The organism is Acinetobacter radioresistens DSM 6976 = NBRC 102413 = CIP 103788 (assembly GCF_006757745.1).
In the GTDB taxonomy this organism is placed as follows: domain Bacteria; phylum Pseudomonadota; class Gammaproteobacteria; order Pseudomonadales; family Moraxellaceae; genus Acinetobacter; species Acinetobacter radioresistens.
The window spans coordinates 2,364,057-2,387,837 of record NZ_AP019740.1; the positions used below are offsets into that span (position 1 = coordinate 2,364,057).

The following is a 23,781-nucleotide window of genomic DNA, read 5'->3' on the forward strand; positions in this document are numbered from 1 at the left end:
CTCCTTATTGAGCATCTAGGATATCTTGTGCAATTTCAGGATATCGTTCACTTAACATTGAAACAAATTTATATCGTATTTTATCCAGCGTCAGGCGGTCGTCCGCATCAAAACGTACGGTAAAGTACTCGCCAGTATTGGAAGCTCGAATAATGCCAAAACCATCTTTAAAATCAAGGCGTATTCCATCAATCTTACTCAGTTGGGCACCAAAACGGTGACTCAGGATTTCGATATCCTCTAATACGGTTTTAGGATTGGTTTGATGTGTACTGATATAAGTATCTTCGGTACAGCAGCGCTCAGGATAGACCGCCAACAGCTCTGATAACTTTTTATCTGGGAAATGTCCCATATATTCAATGACACGTAACGCTGCATATAAACCATCATCATAGCCAAAACCACGACCATCATTAAATACATAGTGGCCAGCGTACTCTCCACCAAAAACAGCATAGCCCCCAGATTGTGATAAATATTTTCTGAGAAAGCTGCTTCCTGTACGGATCATATGCGGATGTCCACCCAAGTTTCGAACCGTATTACGGACCATGCTGGAACATTTAACATCGAATACCACTGCGTGACCGGGATGGTTTTCCAGACACATCTGGCTAAATAAAGAAAGCAGACGATCTGCAGTAATAATATTTGCCTGTTCATCGACCAGTACTACCCGGTCCCCATCACCGTCCAGTGCGATACCAATATGGGCCTGCTGTTCAATCATATTTGCCTGTAACTGTTTTAAATGAACAGCTTGAGATGGGTCCGGGGCATGATCTGGAAAATTACCATCAGGCTTACAGCGCAAAGCGATCACTTCACAGCCGAGTTTCTTCAAAATGGTTTCTGCACACTCTCCTGCTGAACCATTCAACGCATCAAGTACCACCTTGAGCGGTTGTTTTAAGTGAATATCTTTTAAAATTGCCTGCTGGTAAAGGCTACAGAACTCGGCCTTATGCTGATGTGGCAAGGTTAAAATAGAATCAAATATAGGAGGCTGATAATAATTTTCTGCTGTACTTGCGATGGTTTGGATCATATCTGGACACGGCGGTTCACCCTGAATAATCCATTTAATTCCGTTATCGGTTTTTGGATTATGGCTAGCGGTCACCATTATACCGTTTCCACTATAGTTGCGCGCTAAATAGTACATTTGCGGACTGGAACAGCAACCAATTTCAGTAACGCTCAGCCCCTCTTCACCACATACTTGAGTCAGAATTTGTGCATAGAAAGGACTACTTAATCGCGCATCATAACCAATCACCAGTTCAGACTGGCCAGCCTCTTTGAATTGTTTTGCCAAGGCGTGTGCAGTTGCCCGGACCACAGCCGGGGTAAAACAAGCAAGTTTTCCACGGATATCATATGCGCGAAAAATAGCTTTTGGAAAAGGAGAATGATTTAATTCCATACTATATTCTTTTATTCAAGGCGCCTACCTTGGAAATAAAAACTAAAAATTCAGAATAAAAAAGTAGGCGGGTTATTATCAGAATGCATAAGGTATACCTAAAAAAAGAATATTTTTTAATATAGATTCAGTAATGTTTCAACAAGAAATGTTAAGAAATTGTTTTTAAAAGTTTTATTAGCTTATAAACAGACTATTCTCTGTTTATAAGCTGTTATTTTACTTCTGCCCGGTATGGCCAAAACCGCCAGTTCCCCGCTCGGATACAGTAAATTCATTCACTTGTTCAAATTGTGTCTGGACTACAGGAACCAGTACATATTGAGCTAGGCGCTCACCAGGTTCCAGTGTAAAAACTGTCTGACTACGGTTCCAGACAGATACCATAAGCTCGCCCTGATAGTCTGAGTCAATCAGGCCCACCAGATTACCAAGTACAATCCCATGCTTATGACCCAGTCCAGAACGTGGCAAAATTAGACCCGCAAAATTTGGGTCTTCAATATAAATCGCCATTCCAGTTTTAACCAGAATAGTCTCACCAGGTTTAATTTGCACCTCCTCATCCAGACAGGCACGTAAATCCAATCCGGCAGAACCAGAGGTCGCATAAGTTGGCAAAGGCCATTCATTACCCAGACGCGTGTCGAGTACTTTAATTTGAACTTTCATAAGTATTCCTATTTCTATGTCGAGTACAGACCGGCTGACTTAACGTTTCAATAAAGCTTTGAGATTCTGTAAATATTGCTGTGCCTGTTCTTTCGGGTCTACATTAGCAACCAGTTTTTTCTTGCGGCCTAGCCATTCAACTTCATCTTGAGGCAACTCATCCAGAAAGCGGCTTGGCGTCATCTGTTTCATTTGTCCCCCATTCTTGCGCTGCTCTGCCAGAGTTAGAGTTAGAGCCTGACGGGCACGGGTAATACCCACATACATCAGGCGACGCTCTTCCTCAATAGTTTCACTGGCAATCGAATTTTTATGGGGCAATAATTCTTCTTCTAGTCCAATCATGTAAACATACGGAAATTCCAGCCCTTTAGCAGCGTGAAGAGTTAGCAAGTTTACTTTATCAATATCTTCCTCTTCCTGTTGCTGCTCCAGCATATCGAGCAGAACCATTTTACGAATGACACTCTCAATATTTTTATCATCTACATCTTCTGCACGGTTAATCAGACTTTGAATACTACTGTAGAGACTTTCAATATTATCTAACTTGCTCTTTTCCTGAGCAGGTGTAGCTGCCTGTTCCCGGATATAGTCGATATAACCTGCTTCATTCATCATCTGGCGAATTTTAGGAACCGGTTCGTCATCATCCAGCAATTCACGGGTAAAATTTCCAATAAAGTCAGCAAACTCGTGCAACTGTGTTACAGCTTTTTTAGGAATAACCATCGTGAGCCGCTGATCTCCGGCTGCAGATAATAAAGACAGATGGTTATCTTGTGCAAATAGTCCAAGTTTTTCTAAGGTTACCGGTCCAATTGCACGCTTGGGTGTATTAATAATACGCAAGAAGGCACTATCATCTTCTGGATTAATAATAAGGCGCAGATAACTCATGACGTCCTTGATCTCTGCACGGGCAAAGAAAGACTGGCCACCCGACAGTTTATAGGGAATTTGCATCTGGCGAAGCTGGGTTTCTAAAACGCGTGCCTGAAAGTTACCACGGTACAGTACTGCATAATCTTTCCAGCTGCGGGCATTCATCAGTTTATGCGTTAAAATATCCTTTACAACACGTTCTGCCTCATCATCGTCATTACGGCAGGTAATGACCCGGATCACATCGCCGTGGCCTTTATCACTCCAGAGCTGTTTATCAAAGATATGAGGATTATTGGCAATTACCGCATTGGCAGATTTCAGGATACGGCTGGTCGAACGATAATTCTGCTCAAGCTTGATTACTTTTAGGTTAGGAAAATCCTGCTGTAATAATGCCATGTTTTCAGGTTTAGCCCCTCGCCAGGCGTAAATTGACTGGTCATCATCACCTACAGCTGTAAACTGGCCCATCACGCCTACCAGCAGCTTAACCAGAATATACTGTGCGGTGTTGGTATCTTGATATTCATCGACCAACAGATAACGTACCCGATTTTGCCATTTATCACGTACTTCCGCATTTTCCTGCAACAAGCGGGTCGGCATCACAATTAAGTCATCAAAATCAACAGCATTGTAGGCACGAAGGTTGCGCTCATATAACTGGTAGAGATGTGCCATCTGTACATCTTCTGGAGTTTCACAAGTACTATGTGCCTGTTCCGGTAAAATCAGATCATTTTTCCAGTCAGAGATTTTTTTCATTGCCTTCGCAATGAGTTCTTTACTTTCTGCACCCGATAGATTGTCACGATGCATCAGATCCATCAGTATGCGTTTACAATCATCTGCATCTAAAATAGAAAAGTTGTTTTTAAGAGGCGTATTTTTCAGCTCAAGGCGCAACATGTTTAAGCCAAAAGTGTGAAAGGTCGAAACTGAAAGTCCTTTAATTTCCTCACGTGACAACAATTTACCGACACGCTCTTTCATTTCTCGTGCAGCTTTGTTAGTAAAGGTCATTGCTGTAATCCGGTGCGCCGGTATTCGGCACTGCTGGATTAAATAAGCAATTTTACGGGTAATTACCGAAGTTTTACCTGAACCTGCCCCTGCAAGTACTAACAAGGGTCCTTGAGTGTATTTCATAGCTTCAAGTTGCTTGTTATTTAACTGACTTGCCGACGACATAATACTACCTCTCCTGAACCGAGCATGATTATAGACAGGTCTGTTTCAGATGCCTAATGTTAATTGGGTAACAAATAGCCATAAAAAAACCACCCGAAGGTGGTTTTTATACAACTTCAATTAAATTATTGGGTTGCATAAATACTAATTTCTACACGGCGGTTTTGTTCACGGCCTTCAGCAGTTGCATTTGATGCAATCGGGTTAGAAGCACCTAGACCCTGAGCATTAATACGGGTACGTGGAACGCCCTGGCCAGCCAGATAGTTGGCTACAGCCTGAGCACGCGCCTGAGATAGCGGGATATTGATTGAATCATTACCAGTGCTGTCAGTATAACCAGTTACCAAAATGGCACTCTTGTTATCTTCTGTCAGGGTTTGAGCTACTTTATTAAGCGTTGTATAGAAGTTTGGCTTGATCGTAGACTTGTTGGTATCAAATGTAATGTTGCCTGGCATAATCAGACCAACAGAACCATCCGGGTTACGGTTAACTTCTACCCCAGTACCTGCCATTTGTTGACGAAGTTTTTTCTCTTTATTGTCAAGATACACGCCTGTAGCTGCACCGACCACCGCACCAATTGCTGCTGCACGGTTATTCTGTGCACTTGAATTTGCATTTGACTTAGAAATACCATAACCCGCAAGTGCACCCAGACCGGTACCAATTGCTGCTTTATCATATTCCATGTTTTGGCAACCCGAAAGTGCCATTGCCCCTACCACAGTTGAAATCATTAGTGCACGCATTGCATGCCTCCTTGTCCTTGTTGTCTAAAAGGATAATGAAATAAAAAAAATTTTTATAACATTGATTTTTTGTTAAAAAATAATGGATTATTTACATTTTGTAATACTTTTAGATCTTTTTCGGAAGTCATAGCCCATAATTTCTTCATACTCGCTTATTGATGAGTTTTTTTGATGAAATACTTCATTTCATGAATTGCTTCATTTAGGATGACAGGGTTCAGGTAACAGGACCTTTCTATGTCATCCCAAAACAAGAAACAAGCTTTACTAAAAAAAATTACACGTGGACTGACCGTAGGCTCGGTAATTACAGGAAGTACTTTCCTGCACGGACCACCTGTGCTGGCGCTCGGGTTAACAAAGCTGATCAAAAACTCGCGTAAAATTGATGAAACGAATATTGAGATTACGAACCGCTGGTTAGCAGTCAATAACTGGTTAATTGAGCATGTACTTTCTGATTTAAAATGGGATATTACCATTGATGAAAATCTCGATTTAAGCATGCAAGGTCGTTATCTAATGACCTGCAACCATCAGAGCTGGGTAGACACTACAGTGAATCAGTACTTTGGTCTGACCCGTATGCCTCTAACCCGTTTTTTTACCAAATGGGAACTGATCTTTATTCCTTTTGTCGGCCAGGCTTTTAAAATTTTAGGTTTTCCGATGATGAAGCGGCACAGCAAAGAGCAGATCGCAAAGAATCCTGATTTAAAAACCCGTGATTTGGAAGAAGCACGCAAGGCCTGTCAGCAACTGGTAAGTCAGCCTTATACCCTGCTCAATTATCTGGAAGGGACACGTTTTACCCAAGAAAAACATGACCAGCAGAAATCACCTTATAAGCATTTGCTTAAACCTAAGGCTGGTGGACTGGCATTAGCATTGAATATTTTAGAAGATAATATTGATGCGCTGGTGGATATGACTATTGTTTATCCGGATGGTGTCCCAGGCTATGGAGATTTCTGGTTAGGTGACGTAAGCCGGATTGCAGTAAACCTGCGTAAAATTGAAATACCTGCTTGGGTTAAAGGTGGCAATTACGAAGAAGATGAAGAATACCGTAAACGCTTTCAAGCCTGGGTACATCAGATCTGGACTGAAAAAGATCAGTTAATTGAATCCATACAGCAAAAATATGCCTAGTTTTTCTATACTCTGAACAATCATTAAGGACCTGTATGCAAGAAGAGCCCGTCAAAGCGAGAACCAGTTTTATTCCAGTGCGACATGATACGTTAGCCTGGAAATTGTTTCTGGTTTATGACGTATTCATGATGGTACTGATTGTCATTAATCTGGTCTGTTTAAGTGGTAATGCCATTTTAATGAGTGACTTCGGAGAATGGCTGTTTGAGTTTATCCGTGTGCCTGAAGCCCTTCAGTTTTATAAGACTGAATTGCGTCCTTGGGTGATTAAAACAGAAGGCTGGTTTACCAGCTTTCTGGTGGTAGAGCTTCTGGTACGCTGGCTGATTGCCATTATTTATAAACATCACCCACGCTGGTTCTTTTTTCCTTTTATACACTGGTATGAATTACTCGCCATCATTCCACAATTACGTTTTTTAAGATTACTGCGCGCCGGGGTAATTGCTTACCGTTTAAATGAACTGGGTTATCAGGTTATTCCTGAAAGCATTTATAAGCGTGCGCTGTTCTATTATCACGTGGTAATGGAAGAACTTTCCAGTCGTGTAGTCTTAACCATATTAGATGGTGTACATCGTGAACTGGTCACCAGTACTACCCATAAAAAGCTGATCCATGATCTGGTCGATCACCACCGGGACCTTTTTGCGGCAGCTCTGGCTCAGGTATTACAGGAATCATTAGCTCTGGCCTTAAAAGAACATCAGAATCAGCTCTCAAAAGAGGTTGGCCTGATTGTTAACCGGGCCATCGAAGAAACGCCGGAGCTCACCCAACTGCTACGCCTGATACCGATTGTAGGCAGCCGTATTGAACAGCAGATACAGAGTATCGGCCAACGCTTGGGTGAAAATATTACTTATGGTTTAATTGATCCGCTGGTAGATGGAACACTGGATCAGCCAAACTCGACCTATATGCTGATCGCACAAAGAGCCAGCCAGTTAAATATAAATAATCAGGCACTTGAGCAATTGGTTGAATCAGCAGTATTTGAAAGTTTAGAATCCATCCGTAAACAAGTAAAAATTAAACAATGGCAACAGATTCTGGCCGAGAGCAAAGTAGCCAAAGAATAAACATCTCGGTCAAAATATTTGTACTTCGGCTAGAGAATTCATGCATTTTAGTCTAGGATTTGCTCTATTTAATAACATGACTTTGGCAAACTTTAAGTTAAAAGCCTCTAAGGAATAATTATGGCTGATATACGGGTTACAGGCAGAATGGTTAACTTTACCCGGTTAACCTTTGACACCAATGATCATGATGCTATCCGCCAGCAACTGAACACTCTACTCGATGAAAATGCTTATCAGGGTGCCCTGGTTATTCTTGACAGTACAGTCGAGCAGGAACTGATTGCACTGATCCAGCTGCTCGTCAGCCTAGATTTGCAGCCTATGGCTGTAATTGACGGCATCCTAGGTGATCAGGCACGCGCCATTCAGTTCCCGGTACTCGCCTCTGACCGCCCGTTACAGCGCATCAAGCCTACCAAAGAACAGGTAGTTGAAGCGCCAGTATCTCAACAGGCTGAGGCTGAAAAAACAGGCAGTATTCGTTATATTACCTCTTATCACGATGAGATTTTACGTACTGGGCAGTGTCTGGTCCAAGACCATGGCGATATTATTCTAAAAGCCGGAATCAACAGCGGCTCTGAAGTGATTGCTTCAGGAAATATACATATTTATGGCAGTGTTCGTGGTAGAGTCATTGCCGGCGTAGGAGGCAATACCTCTGCAAGAATTTTCTGTCATTCCCTTGAGGCAGAACTGGTATCTATTGCAGGCACATACTGTGTAGCAGACGACATCCCGCAGCATGTCGCCAAAAAACCTGTACATATTTACTTGAATGATGACCAAGAGCTTGAATTTGAAGCCTTGGAATTTTAAGGTATAAATTATCACCAAAAGCCCCATTTAAGGGGATGGACCATAACAGGAGTGGATTCGGTGGCCAAAATTGTTGTCGTAACATCAGGCAAAGGTGGAGTGGGTAAAACTACAACAAGCGCATCTTTTGCAACAGGTTTAGCCCTACGTGGTCACAAAACCGTCGTTATTGATTTTGACGTAGGCTTACGTAACCTGGATTTGATCATGGGTTGTGAACGCCGCGTGGTTTATGACTTTGTCAATGTTTTAAATAATGAAGCCCGTTTACAACAAGCTTTGATCCGTGATAAAGATATTGAAAATCTTTATATTTTACCGGCATCACAGACCCGTGATAAGGATGCATTAACAGATGAGGGTGTTGCCCGAATTATAGATGAGCTCTCACAAGAGTTTGACTATATTATCTGTGATTCACCAGCCGGTATTGAACGTGGTGCTATCTTGGCCATGTATCATGCTGATGAAGCGATTATCGTAACCAACCCTGAAATCTCTTCTGTGCGAGACTCAGATCGCATTATTGGCATGCTGGACAGCAAGACTAAAAAAGTAGAACAAAATGAGGGTCGTGTACGCAAGCATCTGTGTATCACTCGTTTTAATCCAGAACGTGCAGACCGTCAGGAAATGTTATCAATTGATGATATTTCAAAAGATATTTTACGTGTCCCGACTTTAGGGGTGATTCCAGAATGTCCAACTGTACTTCAGGCATCAAACGAAGGTAAACCGGTTATTCTATATACTGAAACCAGTGCCGGACAGGCTTATGATGACCTGGTTGCGCGCTTCCTTGGTGAAGAACGTCCTTATCGTCACATTACTGTGAAACCGAAGGGCTGGTTAGCACGACTATTTGGAGCATAATTATGGCAGGATTCTGGAGTAAGCTTTTTAGTGGTGATGAAAAACCATCAAGTGCTAAAACAGCTAAAGACCGACTGAAAGTCATCGTGGCCTCTGAACAGGGTTTAGGTAGACGTCTAAGCCAAGACAAAATAGACCAGATGAAAAAAGAAATTATGCAGGTGGTCAACCGTTATGTACGCGGTGTAGATGAGCAGCATATTCAGATGTCTGTTCGTTCTGAAGCGAACATCGAAATGCTAGAGATGAATATCAATTTGCCTGAAGAACGTTAATCTCATTACTGATTAGGCAACCGAATTAAATCAAGGCAAAATATGCAGCAGCGCATGGAAAGTATCTCTTTCTCCTGCTGCAAGTATTTTGCTTTTTTAATTTTGTTTTGAATACTGAGGAGATCGTGATGGCATTGTCACAGCCAGCAACATTCAATGAAGAATGGTCAGATGAACGTGTGTTTGGCTATTTGAATCAGCTTCCTCCTGAAGGCATAAATGCTGACTTTCACGTTCTCTATCATGCATTCAAGCATATGCGTCCAAGTGATTATGAACGTTTGCTGAACAGGTTTATTGCTGATGGCCGGGATCTAAATGCTACTAATCCTCAGGGACAACGTATTCATGAAGTGATTGCTGAATTTCCGCGCCAAAGTGCTCCATTTCTAGAAGTTCTAGCTAAGTTTGCTTAAAAACAGCTTTATAACCGAAATAATAAAAAACCTGCTTGAAGCAGGTTTTTTATTTAAAGACCTTTTATACTAAAATTTCACGCTTACCATTTGCACCCATCGCACTTACAATACCATTTTCTTCCATCTGATCAATAATGCGCGCAGCACGGTTGTAACCCAAGCTAAATTTACGCTGGAGAGAAGACGTAGAGGCTTTACGGGTTTCCAGTACAAATGCGACACACTGGTCGTAAAGCATATCCCGGTCGGAACCGCCTTCTCCACCATCCTCGAAACCGCGTGAGCTTGGTTCTTCATCAAACGGTGTCAATATCTCGTCAATGTAATCAGGATCACCACGTTCGCGCCATGCATCACAAATACGGTTAACTTCATCATCAGAAATGAAGGCGCCATGTACACGTTCGGGTTCAATTTTACCTGGCCCCAAGAACAGCATATCACCATGCCCTAACAAGTCCTCTGCCCCACCTGCATCTAAAATAGTACGGGAGTCAATTTTGCTGTTAACACGTAATGCCACACGGGTAGGAATATTGGCTTTAATCAGGCCGGTAATGACATCCACAGAAGGACGCTGAGTTGCAAGCAATAAATGAATACCAGCAGCACGTGATTTTTGCGCGAGACGAGTAATCATTTCTTCTGCTTTTTTACCCACCTGCATAATCATATCTGCAAATTCATCAGCCACAATCACAATCATAGGTAAAGGAGTTAAGCGTGGGGCACGCTCTTGAGTTGCCGAATCACCGGGTTTCCATGTCGGATCAATCAGATCCTCACCGTTCGCAATTGCTTCTTCGACCTTACGGTTATAATCAGTAATCTTACGAATTTTCATAAAGGACATCAGCTTGTAACGACGTTCCATTTCATTAACACACCAGTTTAGTGCACTGACCGCATCTTTCATATCAGTCACTACAGGCGTTAAAAGGTGAGGAATATCATTATAGTTAGCCAGTTCTAATTGCTTCGGATCAATCAGAATTAAACGCAACTGATCGGGGGTATATTTGAGCAGCATGGAAAGAATCATGGCATTTACAGCGACTGACTTACCCGAACCGGTAGTCCCTGCCACCAGCATGTGAGGTGCCTTGGCAAGATCAGTCAAAACCGGATTACCTGAAATATCCTTACCCATAGCCATTGAGATAAGACCATTCGGGTCGCGATATGCTGGTGTTTCCAGTAGCTCGGTTAAACGTACCATTTCACGGCTACTGTTCGGTACTTCGATTCCAATATAAGGTTTGCCTGGTATAACTTCTACTACACGCACCGAAGCCATGGACATTGAGCGAGCCAGGTCACGGGAAATATTGGTTACTTTAGAAGCTTTTACCCCAGGCGCCAGATCCAGTTCAAAACGGGTGACTACCGGCCCTGGCTGAGCCTCAACCACCTTGGCTTTAACATTAAACTCCTGCAACTTGATTTCTAGCAGTTCTGACAGGCGTGCCAACTGCTCAGCAGTAAAGTTTACTTTCTTGTTCGGGTCTACCGGATCTAGAATGTCAACTGGAGGCAAAGTTGATAGATCACGACGCTTGTGTACCACTTGCATGGCACGTGACATCGGCCGCCCGGCCCGGTCAGTTAATGGCGCATCAAGATCAAATTCTTCTTCAATTTCTTGAGGTTTACCAGCCGTTTCATGCCAAGCCTCAATAAAGGCTTCTTTATCTTTGGCAAGAATTTTACGCTCATCTAGATGTTGCTCAATCTCTGTTTCACGCTCTGGTGCATTAAACTGAGTTTTAATCTCTGCTTTTACAAAGGGTGTAGACTGAGCATAACTGCTTGTTGTTCTCACAGGCTGATCTTTAAAGTGATCTTCATCTTCCACCAGAAAATCAACCAGCTCCTCAAGCTCAGCAACATCACTGCCGTTATTCTGCATAGACTGTCTCATCAGTGCAGATTGAACTCCCGTGGCGCTTGCTGCCCCAGAAACACTGGCTGTCACACTGGATACAGTAGCTGATGCGGCAGATGAGCCCTGTCCATTTGATATATTTTTGCTGTTAAAAGGTGTATGTACATCTGTTGCCGTTTTAGTTGGCGGTACAGCAGCTAACAGTTCATCAAAAATCTGGTCATCATTCCAGTCCAATATCTCATCATCATGTGATGTTTGAGGCTGATACGCAGGAGAACGGGATTCAGGCTGTCTTTCTTCCTGAGCCACTACCACTTGTTGCAGATGCTCATGTGGTGTAACCGGTTTGTCATCTTCGGCAGCTTTTAACAGGGCATCAATATCACGGTCATGATTATCATCATGTTGTAAAGCACGCCATACTTCACCGGTTGCGACCACACGCTGGCTGTCCTGCTGTAACTGATGGGCTTTTTCTAAAGTACGTTCAAACTCTGCTTCATCTTCAGGATCAAGTGAAGGCATCTGATGTTGTATCTGCTCTTTTGCCAACATATCGTTAAATAGACGCTCTGCTTGCAGGTCTGCTGCTGAAGGTTGAGAGACTATCTTAGCTGGCTGCTTTATTTCTGAAGCTAAAACCTGCTCTTGTGCAGATTCTCTGGTTCTGATCGCGACCGACTTTTTTATTGGTTGCTGTTCAGTGCGGTCAAAGTCTGATTCACTGGAAGGTACATTACGGTAAAACAGATCTTGCAGGTATGCAGGGGTTGCCTTAAGCGTAACCCAGGTTTTATTCCATTGAATACCAAATGCCAAGGTCAGTAAAATTAGACAAAATACAATCAGAAAGAAAGTAGCACCATAAATTGTTAACACCTGCGCCAGACTACTTCCCAGTTCATAACCGATAATGCCACCAGAGGCATTTTCCAGAGTATCTGCAGGTAAATTCCAGTGTAGATATAAAAGGCTGGACGTGGTCAGGATTAAAAAAAACTGGGCAGCATAACGAAACGGACGGTTCAGGAAACTGCGTGGCCACCAGAGCTGGATAGCTTCAATAAACAGGTAGATGGGAATAAGCAAACTTGCCCATCCTACAAAGCCAAAAAGCAAATCTGCAATCCAGGCACCCGCTACGCCACTGGCATTAGAGACTTGCTGGGTATCACTGGAAATATGCATCCACCCGGGGTCAAACGGTGTATATGTTACTGTTGCCAGAAACAGGTAAATCCCGAATGAAACCAAGAATAATGTCATTAATAAGCGCTGTGCATAAACATTTGACACCGCAGTCATATACTGTCCCGTAACCATTTATCAATTGATGTTCTTATATAGAAGCCGTCAGGCTTTCTTCAAAGAAGAAAACTTTATATTATGCACCGGTTCCCATTAAAATGATGCATCATTATTTATTTGTGTTGTTAACATATTTTATATAGCTCAAACCGATTTCCATCATCAAGATTATCCACATGGATTGAACACAACTTTGCTGATGTTTCACGTATACTTTTAACAATTCTACATAAAAAAGGATAGCTTTAATGAGCATTCGTCACTCACGGTTAATTATTTTGGGTTCGGGCCCTGCCGGTTACAGCGCAGCAGTGTATGCAGCACGTGCAAACCTAAAGCCGACACTCATTGCAGGCATGCAGATGGGTGGCCAGCTTACGACCACTACTGAAGTAGACAACTGGCCAGGTGACCCTGAGGGTCTGACTGGTCCAGCTTTAATGGAACGTATGCATGCTCATGCAGAGCGGTTTGGTACTGAGATGATTTATGACCATATTAATGAAGTGGACTTAAATGTTCGTCCCTTTGTTTTGAAGGGTGATATGGAAGAGTACACCTGTGATGCCCTGATTGTGGCAACAGGCGCAACTGCCCAGTATCTTGGTCTGGAATCCGAAGCCAAATTTATGGGCCAGGGTGTAAGTGCCTGCGCAACCTGTGATGGTTTCTTCTACAAAAACCAGAAAGTTATGGTAGTAGGTGGAGGTAATACTGCGGTTGAAGAAGCATTGTATTTATCAAATATCGCTTCACATGTTACGCTTGTACACCGTCGTGACAAACTGCGTTCAGAAAAGATTTTACAAGATCACTTGTTTGAAAAAGAGAAAGAAGGCAAAATTTCGATTCTCTGGAACCATCAGGTTGAAGAAGTCCTGGGCGACAATACGGGAGTAACCGGTGTAAGACTTAAATCTGTTCAGGATGACACACTACGTGATGTTGATGTTCAAGGTTTATTTGTTGCTATTGGCCACAAACCAAATACCTCAATGTTTGAGGGCCAGCTTGAATTACGTAATGGCTATATTCAGGTACAAAGTGGCACAGCAGGTAATGCGACTGCAACGTCAATCCCAGGCGTATTTGCAGCAGGTGATGTAGCAGATGATGTTTATCGCCAGGCCATTACCTCTGCGGGCTCAGGCTGTATGGCTGCACTTGATGCAGAGAAATACCTGGATGGTTTAACACCAGAAAGTTAACAGAGTTTGGTTATTTTCTTAATAGCCGCCTTAGTGCGGCTATTCTTATTTTCAGTTTTACAGTTGTGCTTGTATGGCTGTATGAAATTACTTACCATAAATTAAAGTGATTTTTTCAGACTGAATCATGACCATGCTTCCCCCCTCTCAATATATTTTTCCTGATCCTATAGAAGCCGATCCTGAAGGCGAAGGCCTCATATGTATTGGGGCTGACCTCTCTCCATCTACTTTATTAGAAGCTTACACACATGGGTTATTTCCCTGGTTTAATGCAGGTGAACCTATTTGCTGGTGGTCACCAGAACCACGCTGTGTAATTTATCCAGAACATTATAAACCGAGCAAATCTTTACTACGGAGTATGAAAAAGTACGACTATCACATCACGGTCAATCAGGCCTTTGAACAGGTTATTTCCTCATGTGCCCTACCGCGTAGCTATAGTGAAGAGACGTGGATTTCCAAACAAATTATCCAAGGCTACTGCAACCTGTTCAATGCAGGTTTTGGTTATAGTGTTGAAGTCTGGGACGATACAAAGTTGGTAGGAGGCCTGTATGGGGTCACCATTGGCAAAGGCTGTTTCGGTGAATCGATGTTCAGTACCCGCACTGATGTTTCAAAAATGGCTTTTTATAGCCTCATGTTAATTGCAAAGGAGAATAATTTACCTTGGGTCGACTGCCAGCTGGTAAATGAACATCTGCTTAGCTTGGGTGCCTGTACAGTTTCTCGGCAGGATTATCTTAAATCGTTACAAGATGTAATTATTCAACCTGCTATCGATTGGAAAAAGTATCAGGAGCGTGTATTTTCAAGTGAAACAGTTGCACTTAATAGCCGCCTGAGCGAATGATAATAATGAGGGACCATGTATGAAATCTTATCACCCTAAGTCCCTGTTAAATGACTTGCAGTACTATATTACACCACCACATGACTGTAGTTATCTAGAAAAGAAATCTGCACGCATGGTCTTTCTGGACCCTGTTCATCGTATTGACGTAGAAACATTGTCTGAACTTTCTCGGCTAGGCTTCCGACGTAGTGGCGACTTTATCTATCGTCCAGAATGCCATCTGTGCCGGCAATGCCTTTCCTGTCGGGTCCCTGTAAATGCTTTTCAAATGAACAGCAGCCAGAAAAAAGCATGGAAGCGTAACCAGAATTTACGCATGAATATTATTTCAACCCGTGATGCAACCTGGCAGCATTATGCACTGTATGAGCGCTATATTTTGGCACGTCATGCTGATGGAGACATGTATCCACCCAGTCAAGACCAGTTTGAAAAATTCTTGGTACATAGCTGTACAGAAAGCTTCTTTCTTGAGCTGTGGAAGGATGAACAGCTCATCAGCGTTTCTACATGTGATCCGCTGGATGATGGTATTTCAGCGGTTTATACTTTTTTTGATCCTGATGAAAACCGTCGCTCCCTAGGAGTATTTGCAATTTTAAAGCAGATTGAATATGTAAAAATGCTAGGTCTAGATTACATTTACCTCGGTTACTGGGTACCACATTCAGCTAAAATGAACTATAAATCCCAATATACCCCATTAGAAATTTTACTAGATGGACAGTGGCGGCATTTGAACCGATCCTTAAACGCTGAAGAGATTCATGCGCTGGGTGATTCGCTCCTCACCACCCTTCCTTCGGGCTGGAATCAGCTGATTGTTAAATAAATCAGTTTGACTTAGCGAAATAACTGGCTGAAATCCTCACTACAAGACTTGACCATGATAATGGCATGTTCACGTCCTCCATTCGGTCCAGGATAATAATTACGTCGCTGATCAATTTGATGAAAGCCGCTCTTTTCATAAAGTGCAATGGCAGCTGTGTTGCTTTCACGTACTTCCAGAAAAATTTGTACAGGCATATTTTCTAAAAGTGAAATTGATTGCTCAAGCAGGGTATAACCTAGTCCTTTACCTTGCCAGGAAGGATGAATAGCCATTAATAACAGGTTAGCTTCATCTAGAACGGGCTGTAGAATACAGAAGCCGATAACCTGACCTTGCAGCTCGTATACAGTACACAGATAACTTTGTAATGCCTCTTCGAATAATCGAAAAGACCACGGGTGAGTTTGAACCTGTTTTTCAATCTCAGTCACCTGAGGCAGGTCAGATTTTTGCATTAAGCGGATCATATACAACAGGGCTTTTATAGCTATCCAACTTGCATTATAAGAATTGTTTATGAAAAATCGAGAATAAAAAAGGACAATTTAAATTGTCCCTTTTCTTATATACTTTTAGAAACCTAGTTTATTACGCCATTTTTCTAAAAGAGCTGTGGTATCTGTATCATTTGGATGAAATTTTGGTCTTAAAAAGTCTGCCAGTTCAGGAATTTGTCGAGTTATAAAACCCTTACGGCCATACATAAATTTCAGCATATATCTGGTATCTTTCCAGGTTAGTTTTTTATCTGCGCTTAAGAGACGCACAGTAAAATATGACTGTGTAAAGAAAATCAGCGTTAAGGCAATGATTAGCGCCGAAGAGCGCATAAAATAAGCCTTAGGCCCTTGCCCATACATTGCTGTATAAACATCAAAGGCTACAGCTTTATGCTCATTTTCCTCTATGGCATGCCACATCCAGAGTTTATACATGGTCTCATCATTAAATAAGGCCTGCACATCTGCATTCTGCAACAGCTCAGCCGCGATAGTGGCAGTAAAATGTTCAAGAGCACATGTACCTGTTAAATCAACCATTTCCTTGGTGTAACCGAACGGTTTCATCAGACGGTATACGACTTCCGTACCTACTTTAAGTACCTGCCCTGTCTGCTCTTCCATTTTACGCACATCATAACCATAAGCCTGAGCAGAAGCATTAAAGGCAAGATGCTCCTTAGAATGCATAGCTTCTTGCCCGATAAAAGCACTAATCTCTTTTTGAAGTACTGGATCTGAAAGTTTAGGGTTTTGACGTACCGCACGGGTACTATCTACAAAAAATTTTTCACCCTCTGGGAACAGTGCAGATAAAGCTGTCATAAAATGGGTTATACCGGCATCACCGCTCGCCCAGTAACGTGGAACCTGATTAAATTCAAAGTCCATACGACGTACAGGAAAGCTAGCACCAGCACGATTTGAAATATTTACTTTAGCATTCATTAGGGTTACTCCTCGCAAGTGAGCAATTCGCTAGCTTGCTTTTATTTTTTGATTTCTTATTTCTTATCATACGTTTTTTTTATTGTGCTATAAGGGCAGATAAGGACATAGAATTATCAGTTAAGGACAGCTGATATTTATTATTGTCTGACAATTTTATAAAGCTATTTAAATGCATATTTATATAAATAAAAAAAGCGCCCTAAAAGGACGCTTTTTTTGACACAGTAAAGTGATTATGCAGTTACTTTCGCAACAACACCAGCACCTACTGTACGGCCACCTTCACGAATCGCAAAACGCAGACCAGCGTCCATCGCGATCGGGTGGATCAGCTCAACTGACATCTCAACGTTGTCACCTGGCATAACCATTTCAACGCCTTCTTTCAGCTGGATCGCACCAGTTACGTCAGTTGTACGGAAGTAGAACTGTGGACGGTAACCATTCAGGAATGGAGTGTGACGACCACCTTCTTCTTTAGAAAGTACATATACTTCTGCATCGAATTTAGTGTGCGGCTTGATTGTACCTGGTTTAGCCAGTACCTGACCACGCTGAACGTCTTCACGTTTAGTACCACGTAGCAGAACACCACAGTTCTCGCCTGCACGACCTTCGTCAAGCAGCTTACGGAACATTTCCACACCCGTTACAGTCGTTTTAACTGTATCTTTGATACCAACGATTTCAACTTCTTCGCCGACTTTAACAATACCAGACTCAACACGGCCCGTAACTACTGTACCACGACCTGAAATTGAGAATACGTCTTCGATTGGCATCAGGAATGCTTTGTCGATTGCACGTTCTGGTTCTGGAATGTAAGTGTCAAGCGCTTCAACCAGAGCAAGAACTGCAGACTCGCCATACTGACCGTCGTTGCCGTTCAGTGCTTGAAGAGCTGAACCACGGATGATTGGAGTGTCATCACCTGGGAAGTCATAAGTAGACAGAAGTTCACGAACTTCCATTTCTACTAGTTCAAGTAACTCTTCGTCATCAACAAGGTCACATTTGTTCAGGAACACGATGATGTAAGGTACACCAACCTGACGAGAAAGCAGGATGTGTTCACGAGTCTGTGGCATTGGGCCATCAGTTGCTGCACATACAAGGATCGCGCCGTCCATCTGAGCAGCACCAGTGATCATGTTTTTAACATAGTCAGCGTGGCCCGGGCAGTCTACGTGAGCGTAGTGACGAGTTGGAGAGTCATATTCTACGTGTGAAGTATTAATGGTAATACCACGCGCTTTTTCTTCTGGTGCAGAGTCAATTGCTGCGTAATCTTTCGCTTCACCGCCGTAAGTTTTTGCACAGATTGTTGCAATCGCAGCGGTTAAAGTTGTTTTACCATGGTCAACGTGACCGATTGTGCCCACGTTTACGTGTGGCTTATTACGTTCAAACTTGGCTTTAGCCATGATGATCTTCCTTTATTAACTACTCATGGAGGGTCACCCCATGAGCACTTGGTTTTTAACTAAGAATTAGTTTGGGCTTATAGTAATCGAAAGATTACTCGTCGTCACCTTTTTTACCGCCAGATTGGAATTTGCTGATGATGCCTTCAGCCACGTTACGTGGAGTTTCAGCATATTTAGCGAATTCCATTGAGTATGTTGCACGGCCTTGAGACATAGAACGCATTTGAGTCGCGTAGCCAAACATCTCAGCCAGTGGAACTTCTGCACGGATAGCTTTAGTACCGCCAGGTAAGTCGTCCATACCCTGAACCATACCACGGCGACGGTTCAAGTCGCCCATGATGTCGCCCATGTAGTCTTCTGGAGTTTCTACTTCAACTTTCATGATAGGTTCAAGAAGAACAGGATCTGCTTTCATGAAACCGTCACGGAAGGCATAAGAACCTGCCATTTTGAACGATAATTCGTCAGAGTCGACATCGTGATAAGAACCATCAAATAGTGTCGCTTTAATACCCACAACAGGGTAACCAGCCAGTACACCATTCTTCATACGTTCTTGAATACCTTTGTCAACTGCACCGAAGAATTCTTTAGGTACTACACCACCAACAACTTCTTCAGCGAATTCGTATTCTTTACCCGCTTCGTCAACATCAATAGGCTCAAGACGGACATATACATGACCGAATTTACCCTTACCACCTGTTTGACGTACGAATTTACCTTCTTGCTCAACAGTCTTTTTGATTGTTTCGCGGTAAGCAACCATTGGTTTACCAATATTCGCTTCAACACCGAATTCACGCTTCATACGGTCAACGATGATGTCAAGGTGAAGCTCACCCATACCAGCAATAATGGTCTGACCTGATTCTTCATCAGTACGAACACGGAACGATGGATCTTCTTTCGCCAGACGACCTAAAGCAATTGACATTTTTTCTTGGTCAGCTTTAGTTTTTGGCTCAACAGCCAATGAAATTACTGGCTCTGGGAATTCCATACGCTCAAGCGTAATGATGTTTTTCTCATCACACAGAGTATCACCTGTAGTTACGTCTTTCAGGCCTACACATGCTGCGATATCACCTGCACGGATCTCATCAAGATCCTGACGCTCATTGGCATGCATCTGCACGATACGGCCAATACGTTCACGCTTAGATTTAACCGGGTTGTATACAGGATCGCCCTGTTTTAATACACCAGAATAAACACGAACGAACGTCAGGTTACCTACGAATTTGTCATTCATGATTTTGAATGCAAGAGCAGAGAACGGTGCTTCATCAGATGCTTCACGAGTCGCTTCTGTTTCAGCTTTATCGTCAAGAATACCCTTGATCGCTTCAACGTCAGTAGGAGCAGGCAAGAACTCAATTACTGCATCCAACATACGTTGAACACCTTTGTTCTTGAATGCAGAACCGCAAAGCATAGGTTGAATTTCAGACGCTAATGTACGGGCACGTAAACCTTTCTTGATGTCTTCTTTAGAAAGATCACCTTCTTCCAGGTATTTGTCCATTAACTCTTCTGAAGCTTCAGCAGCGGCTTCAACCATGTTTACACGCCATTCTTCAGCCAGATCTTGAAGATCAGCTGGAATTTCGCCGTATTCAAACTGCATGCCTTGAGACGCTTCATCCCAGATAATTGACTTCATTTCGATCAAGTCAACAACACCGGTGAAAGTATCTTCAGCACCAACAGGGATTACTACAGGTACTGGATTTGCACCCAGACGTGATTTCATTTGTTCAACAACACGGAAGAAGTTGGCGCCAGTACGGTCCATCTTGTTCACGAATGCCAAACGAGGTACTTTATATTTGTTTGCCTGACGCCATACTGTTTCAGACTGAGGCTGTACACCACCTACCGCACAGTACACCATGCATGCACCATCAAGTACACGCATAGAACGTTCAACTTCGATTGTAAAGTCAACGTGTCCCGGGGTATCAATTACGTTGATACGGTGTTGCGGGAATTGGTTACCCATACCAGACCAGAAACAAGTAGTTGCAGCAGAAGTAATGGTAATACCACGTTCTTGCTCTTGTTCCATCCAGTCCATAGTCGCGGCACCGTCGTGTACCTCACCGATTTTGTGAGAAACACCTGTGTAAAACAAAATACGTTCAGACGTAGTTGTTTTACCTGCGTCAATGTGCGCAGAGATACCAATATTACGGTAACGAGAAATTGGGGTTTGACGAGCCATGATTTCTTGCATTCCTAAATTTTGTTGTTAAAACAGGACGCTTTAAGCTACTTTTGCAACTTAAAGCGAATTGATGACAGATCAATGAAAAACATGCCTATCATCTTCCTGATTAGGGCCTGTTTTAACCGCTTAGAAGCGGTAGTGAGAGAAGGCTTTGTTAGCTTCAGCCATACGGTGCACATCTTCACGTTTTTTGATCGCTGCGCCTTTACCTTCAGCTGCATCTAGCAACTCACCAGCAAGACGTAAAGCCATAGTTTTTTCAGAACGCTTAGCAGCAGCATCTACTAACCAACGCATTGCTAGGGCAGTACGACGGGATGGGCGCACTTCCATAGGTACTTGATAAGTAGCACCACCAACACGGCGTGCTTTTACTTCGACCATAGGGCGAACTTTTTCAAGAGTAGTCTCGAAAAATTCAACCGGATCTACTTTGTTTTTTTCTTGAACGCGGTCTAAAGCACCGTAAACGATGCTTTCAGCAATAGATTTTTTACCATCTTGCATTACGTGGTTCATGAATTTAGCGATGGTTTGGCTGCTGAATTTTGGATCCGGAAGGATTTCACGAGCAGCGACTACGCGACGTCTTGGCATTTTAAACTACCTATAAATATGACACTTCAGGTTAATCCAGCAGTAGCACAAAGTGTCGTGTGCATTCGCTGGCCTTACTACACGTCGCTTGAATTTCACAAAAATAAATGCAGAAATCAGACAAGCGAGACGATAAAGGTTTGTGGCTCTATATCCTTAAGAAATTATTTCTTAGGACGTTTAGCACCATATTTAGAACGTGACTGGTTACGATCTTTAACGCCAGCGCAGTCTAAAGAACCACGAACGGTATGGTAACGTACACCTGGTAAGTCTTTAACACGACCACCACGGATCAGAACAACACTGTGCTCTTGCAGGTTATGGCCTTCACCACCGATATAGCTTGATACTTCAAAGCCTGAAGTTAAGCGAACACGGCAAACTTTACGCATTGCTGAGTTAGGTTTTTTAGGTGTAGTTGTATAAACACGTGTACAAACACCACGACGTTGTGGACAAGCCTTCAACGCAGGAACTTTGGATTTCTCAACCAAAGTCGTACGACCCTTGCGGATCAACTGATTTGTTGTTGCCATATGGCAATTCTCCCGTAAATAAAAAACCTCAAAAAAATACCACTTTTTGAGGGCATGCAATTGTAAGCCAAGACACAAAAATGGTCAACATTTGATGCCATAACAAATGTTGACCAAGTACCTGACAAAGCTTATTTATCAAGCTTTTATGTTTTTAGCCTATTTTTTCGAAGAAGAGTTTTTTGTAACTGCTTCTTTAGCTTCTGTAGAAGAGTTTGTAGTGTCACCAGTTTCAACTTTAACCTGATCAACAGGCTTATCTATTGCTTCTTCGGCTGCAAGTTTAGCCTGATTGCTAGCAACCAGTTCTTCCTCATCAACTACCGGGTTATCTTCATCTAATGGAACAGCAGTCTTTTGAGGCTCTACTGCTTCATGAGGCTCCACCATATCTTCCGCCAAGCTTTCGATATCTTGCTGAACTTCCTGCTCAATATCAGTTTCTGTCTTTTTCTCTTCTTCAGAAGGTTTTTTCTGAACTTTCACCTTGGCAATCGTGTCATGGTCTTTAAGCTCAACTTCTTTTACCTTGTCAAGATTGACCTGTTCCGGCTGTTCAATTTTTTCCGGTTTGGCAGAAACCGTAGGACTTGCCTGCTCTAAGGCTTTTTCTGAACGGTTAAATGCTTCCAGAGGTGAAAGTGAAGAGTCATTATGCTGCTCTAGATAAGATCGTGCTTCAGCAAATGCTGTCTGTGCCTTTTGGCTGGCCTCTTCAACCAGTTTCCAGCTATAGATTGCGCCAACTGTTGCACCAGCCAAAGGAGTAAGTTTAGTCAATATAGATAGCTTAGAAAAAACAGTAGGATTATCTTGTCGCTGACCATCCTGCCCGATCCATTTTTTAAGCATTTCAAAATCATTACTCGACCCTAAAAGCTGCTGTAACTGTGAAACATCATTATTTTGCAGCATACCGCTCACAGCTTTAAGGCCCATCAGTATTGCCTGTTTTTCAGCAATCAAACCCATGTCAATCTGCCGTAGCACATGCTGTACGATTTCCTGATCTTCTTTCAAATCGAAGCCATGCGCCCGTCCGGTCTGGTAAATGGTTCTAAGAGCTAACGCTAGAGATGCTGGTACATCAACCGCGGCCCCTACAATACCGGTTGCACCGCTGACTGCGCCTTGGACTGATGCAATCCATTTATTCTGCTCTGCCAGAGCCTGACTTAAACGTTTTGAACGTTTAGGATCTTTTTCGAGCTCTTCAAGTTTACTGGCACCTGCCTCGCTTAAAATGGCTTCCACCGAACTGAGTTGTGAACTGAGTTCACTCAGACATTCAAACATATAATCAGAGATTTTGTTACTGACTTCAGGAGGAATAAAATTAGCAATACCATTAAAACGGTTGTAATGACGACCTAATAGTTGACGTGACATTTTGGGCACATAATCACGTAAAATATGCTGTGGATGATCATCAGGACTAGCTTCCATTGGACTTTTTACACGAGCAGAGCCTTCAATAACCTGATTCTGATCTGTCTGTCCATTCTGCTTAGTGGCACCACCAGGCGTTGCTTGATTCAGCATATCCAAACCTGTAGAACTGAGCTTTTTAGCCACTTTCACAGCACTGGAAATAAAACCTGCTGACTGATTATTATTAGTATTCGTCATCAATCTCCCCTCTTCATTCAGTTAGTTATTTGATAGTAAATACTAGGTGTAGTGAAGATTTAACACAATTCTAAAGTGTTTCTTTTAGTTATAAGCAGGTAACTCAAAGCATGCTATGTGCAACTCGTGTATAGCTTGCAATACGCATAGGATTTGCCATAAGAAAACAAAAACCTTTCTGTTATTATGAGTTCAATTTGAAAGATGAGTAGCGTAGCGCATCCGGCATAACCCCGC

Annotated in this window: 21 protein-coding genes; 9 read left to right on the plus strand and 12 right to left on the minus strand. The window is 42.6% G+C overall.

Annotated elements, in window-relative coordinates; all coding sequences use genetic code 11:
• Positions 1–4: 4 nt before the first annotated feature.
• From ACRAD_RS11080 to ACRAD_RS11095, 4 genes are all read right to left on the minus strand, one after another.
• On the minus strand, positions 5–1,429 hold the full coding sequence (locus tag ACRAD_RS11080) for a phosphomannomutase/phosphoglucomutase (RefSeq protein WP_005027487.1): 1,425 nt from the start codon (positions 1,427–1,429) through the stop codon (positions 5–7).
• A 219-nt stretch (positions 1,430–1,648) separates the two neighbouring features.
• Positions 1,649–2,101 (minus strand): dUTP diphosphatase, encoded by a 453-nt coding sequence (gene dut, locus ACRAD_RS11085; protein ID WP_005027489.1) that lies wholly within the window; start codon positions 2,099–2,101, stop codon positions 1,649–1,651.
• A 39-nt stretch (positions 2,102–2,140) separates the two neighbouring features.
• Positions 2,141–4,180 (minus strand): UvrD-helicase domain-containing protein, encoded by a 2,040-nt coding sequence (locus ACRAD_RS11090; protein ID WP_005018919.1) that lies wholly within the window; start codon positions 4,178–4,180, stop codon positions 2,141–2,143.
• A gap of 125 nt (positions 4,181–4,305) precedes the next feature.
• Positions 4,306–4,935: an OmpA family protein gene (locus ACRAD_RS11095; RefSeq protein ID WP_005018918.1), complete on the minus strand. Its 630-nt coding sequence runs from the start codon at positions 4,933–4,935 to the stop codon at positions 4,306–4,308.
• A gap of 240 nt (positions 4,936–5,175) precedes the next feature.
• Here ACRAD_RS11095 and ACRAD_RS11100 point away from each other — a divergent pair, with 240 nt between their 5' ends.
• The 6 genes from ACRAD_RS11100 (at position 5,176) to ACRAD_RS11125 (ending at position 9,561) form a co-directional block, all read left to right on the plus strand.
• Complete coding sequence (locus ACRAD_RS11100; protein WP_005018916.1) at positions 5,176–6,090, plus strand: acyltransferase; 915 nt, start codon at positions 5,176–5,178, stop codon at positions 6,088–6,090.
• Positions 6,091–6,125: 35 nt separating this feature from the next.
• On the plus strand, positions 6,126–7,175 hold the full coding sequence (locus tag ACRAD_RS11105; RefSeq protein ID WP_005018915.1) for a hypothetical protein: 1,050 nt from the start codon (positions 6,126–6,128) through the stop codon (positions 7,173–7,175).
• Between the two features lie 120 nt (positions 7,176–7,295).
• Positions 7,296–7,997: a septum site-determining protein MinC gene (gene minC, locus ACRAD_RS11110; RefSeq protein ID WP_005027492.1), complete on the plus strand. Its 702-nt coding sequence runs from the start codon at positions 7,296–7,298 to the stop codon at positions 7,995–7,997.
• A gap of 60 nt (positions 7,998–8,057) precedes the next feature.
• The gene (minD, locus tag ACRAD_RS11115; RefSeq protein ID WP_005018911.1) at positions 8,058–8,870 is read left to right on the plus strand and encodes a septum site-determining protein MinD; all 813 of its coding nucleotides are present in this window, start codon (positions 8,058–8,060) and stop codon (positions 8,868–8,870) included.
• Between the two features lie 2 nt (positions 8,871–8,872).
• On the plus strand, positions 8,873–9,145 hold the full coding sequence (minE, locus tag ACRAD_RS11120; protein WP_005018909.1) for a cell division topological specificity factor MinE: 273 nt from the start codon (positions 8,873–8,875) through the stop codon (positions 9,143–9,145).
• Positions 9,146–9,273: 128 nt separating this feature from the next.
• Positions 9,274–9,561: a PA4642 family protein gene (locus ACRAD_RS11125; RefSeq protein ID WP_005027494.1), complete on the plus strand. Its 288-nt coding sequence runs from the start codon at positions 9,274–9,276 to the stop codon at positions 9,559–9,561.
• A 64-nt stretch (positions 9,562–9,625) separates the two neighbouring features.
• Here ACRAD_RS11125 and ACRAD_RS11130 read toward each other — a convergent pair whose 3' ends face one another.
• Positions 9,626–12,757 (minus strand): DNA translocase FtsK, encoded by a 3,132-nt coding sequence (locus tag ACRAD_RS11130; RefSeq protein WP_005027496.1) that lies wholly within the window; start codon positions 12,755–12,757, stop codon positions 9,626–9,628.
• Between the two features lie 251 nt (positions 12,758–13,008).
• Here ACRAD_RS11130 and trxB point away from each other — a divergent pair, with 251 nt between their 5' ends.
• The 3 genes from trxB to ACRAD_RS11145 all read left to right on the plus strand — a co-directional run bounded on the left by trxB (position 13,009) and on the right by ACRAD_RS11145 (position 15,662).
• Positions 13,009–13,968 (plus strand): thioredoxin-disulfide reductase, encoded by a 960-nt coding sequence (gene trxB, locus ACRAD_RS11135; protein ID WP_005018904.1) that lies wholly within the window; start codon positions 13,009–13,011, stop codon positions 13,966–13,968.
• A 127-nt stretch (positions 13,969–14,095) separates the two neighbouring features.
• The gene (gene aat / locus ACRAD_RS11140; protein ID WP_005027498.1) at positions 14,096–14,827 is read left to right on the plus strand and encodes a leucyl/phenylalanyl-tRNA--protein transferase; all 732 of its coding nucleotides are present in this window, start codon (positions 14,096–14,098) and stop codon (positions 14,825–14,827) included.
• Between the two features lie 19 nt (positions 14,828–14,846).
• Positions 14,847–15,662 (plus strand): arginyltransferase, encoded by an 816-nt coding sequence (locus ACRAD_RS11145; protein WP_005027500.1) that lies wholly within the window; start codon positions 14,847–14,849, stop codon positions 15,660–15,662.
• Between the two features lie 11 nt (positions 15,663–15,673).
• Here the strand turns inward: ACRAD_RS11145 and rimI are convergent, their stop codons facing one another.
• From rimI to ACRAD_RS11180, 7 genes are all read right to left on the minus strand, one after another.
• Positions 15,674–16,132: a ribosomal protein S18-alanine N-acetyltransferase gene (gene rimI / locus ACRAD_RS11150; RefSeq protein ID WP_005027502.1), complete on the minus strand. Its 459-nt coding sequence runs from the start codon at positions 16,130–16,132 to the stop codon at positions 15,674–15,676.
• 105 nt (positions 16,133–16,237) lie between these two features.
• Positions 16,238–17,113, minus strand: coding sequence for a metal-dependent hydrolase (locus ACRAD_RS11155; RefSeq protein WP_005027503.1), 876 nt, complete (start codon positions 17,111–17,113; stop codon positions 16,238–16,240).
• A gap of 236 nt (positions 17,114–17,349) precedes the next feature.
• Positions 17,350–18,540, minus strand: coding sequence for an elongation factor Tu (gene tuf, locus ACRAD_RS11160; protein WP_005017071.1), 1,191 nt, complete (start codon positions 18,538–18,540; stop codon positions 17,350–17,352).
• A 94-nt stretch (positions 18,541–18,634) separates the two neighbouring features.
• Positions 18,635–20,773, minus strand: a complete 2,139-nt coding sequence (fusA, locus tag ACRAD_RS11165; RefSeq protein ID WP_005027507.1) for an elongation factor G — start codon at positions 20,771–20,773, stop codon at positions 18,635–18,637.
• Between the two features lie 132 nt (positions 20,774–20,905).
• Complete coding sequence (gene rpsG / locus ACRAD_RS11170; RefSeq protein ID WP_004655203.1) at positions 20,906–21,376, minus strand: 30S ribosomal protein S7; 471 nt, start codon at positions 21,374–21,376, stop codon at positions 20,906–20,908.
• A gap of 164 nt (positions 21,377–21,540) precedes the next feature.
• Positions 21,541–21,915, minus strand: a complete 375-nt coding sequence (rpsL, locus tag ACRAD_RS11175) for a 30S ribosomal protein S12 (RefSeq protein WP_000246374.1) — start codon at positions 21,913–21,915, stop codon at positions 21,541–21,543.
• 159 nt (positions 21,916–22,074) lie between these two features.
• On the minus strand, positions 22,075–23,544 hold the full coding sequence (locus ACRAD_RS11180) for an EcsC family protein (RefSeq protein WP_005027509.1): 1,470 nt from the start codon (positions 23,542–23,544) through the stop codon (positions 22,075–22,077).
• Positions 23,545–23,781: the final 237 nt, after the last annotated feature.

What these genes read in the sequence shown, in the direction of transcription:
- ACRAD_RS11080 (WP_005027487.1), bottom strand. Translation starts at nt 1,429, where the DNA reads ATGGAATTAAATCATTCTCCTTTTCCAAAAGCTATTTTTCGCGCATAT.
- dut (WP_005027489.1), bottom strand. Translation starts at nt 2,101, where the DNA reads ATGAAAGTTCAAATTAAAGTACTCGACACGCGTCTGGGTAATGAATGG.
- ACRAD_RS11090 (WP_005018919.1), bottom strand. Translation starts at nt 4,180, where the DNA reads ATGTCGTCGGCAAGTCAGTTAAATAACAAGCAACTTGAAGCTATGAAA.
- ACRAD_RS11095 (WP_005018918.1), bottom strand. Translation starts at nt 4,935, where the DNA reads ATGCGTGCACTAATGATTTCAACTGTGGTAGGGGCAATGGCACTTTCG.
- ACRAD_RS11100 (WP_005018916.1), top strand. Translation starts at nt 5,176, where the DNA reads ATGTCATCCCAAAACAAGAAACAAGCTTTACTAAAAAAAATTACACGT.
- ACRAD_RS11105 (WP_005018915.1), top strand. Translation starts at nt 6,126, where the DNA reads ATGCAAGAAGAGCCCGTCAAAGCGAGAACCAGTTTTATTCCAGTGCGA.
- minC (WP_005027492.1), top strand. Translation starts at nt 7,296, where the DNA reads ATGGCTGATATACGGGTTACAGGCAGAATGGTTAACTTTACCCGGTTA.
- minE (WP_005018909.1), top strand. Translation starts at nt 8,873, where the DNA reads ATGGCAGGATTCTGGAGTAAGCTTTTTAGTGGTGATGAAAAACCATCA.
- ACRAD_RS11125 (WP_005027494.1), top strand. Translation starts at nt 9,274, where the DNA reads ATGGCATTGTCACAGCCAGCAACATTCAATGAAGAATGGTCAGATGAA.
- ACRAD_RS11130 (WP_005027496.1), bottom strand. Translation starts at nt 12,757, where the DNA reads ATGACTGCGGTGTCAAATGTTTATGCACAGCGCTTATTAATGACATTA.
- trxB (WP_005018904.1), top strand. Translation starts at nt 13,009, where the DNA reads ATGAGCATTCGTCACTCACGGTTAATTATTTTGGGTTCGGGCCCTGCC.
- aat (WP_005027498.1), top strand. Translation starts at nt 14,096, where the DNA reads ATGACCATGCTTCCCCCCTCTCAATATATTTTTCCTGATCCTATAGAA.
- ACRAD_RS11145 (WP_005027500.1), top strand. Translation starts at nt 14,847, where the DNA reads ATGAAATCTTATCACCCTAAGTCCCTGTTAAATGACTTGCAGTACTAT.
- rimI (WP_005027502.1), bottom strand. Translation starts at nt 16,132, where the DNA reads ATGATCCGCTTAATGCAAAAATCTGACCTGCCTCAGGTGACTGAGATT.
- ACRAD_RS11155 (WP_005027503.1), bottom strand. Translation starts at nt 17,113, where the DNA reads ATGAATGCTAAAGTAAATATTTCAAATCGTGCTGGTGCTAGCTTTCCT.
- tuf (WP_005017071.1), bottom strand. Translation starts at nt 18,540, where the DNA reads ATGGCTAAAGCCAAGTTTGAACGTAATAAGCCACACGTAAACGTGGGC.
- fusA (WP_005027507.1), bottom strand. Translation starts at nt 20,773, where the DNA reads ATGGCTCGTCAAACCCCAATTTCTCGTTACCGTAATATTGGTATCTCT.
- rpsG (WP_004655203.1), bottom strand. Translation starts at nt 21,376, where the DNA reads ATGCCAAGACGTCGCGTAGTCGCTGCTCGTGAAATCCTTCCGGATCCA.
- rpsL (WP_000246374.1), bottom strand. Translation starts at nt 21,915, where the DNA reads ATGGCAACAACAAATCAGTTGATCCGCAAGGGTCGTACGACTTTGGTT.
- ACRAD_RS11180 (WP_005027509.1), bottom strand. Translation starts at nt 23,544, where the DNA reads ATGACGAATACTAATAATAATCAGTCAGCAGGTTTTATTTCCAGTGCT.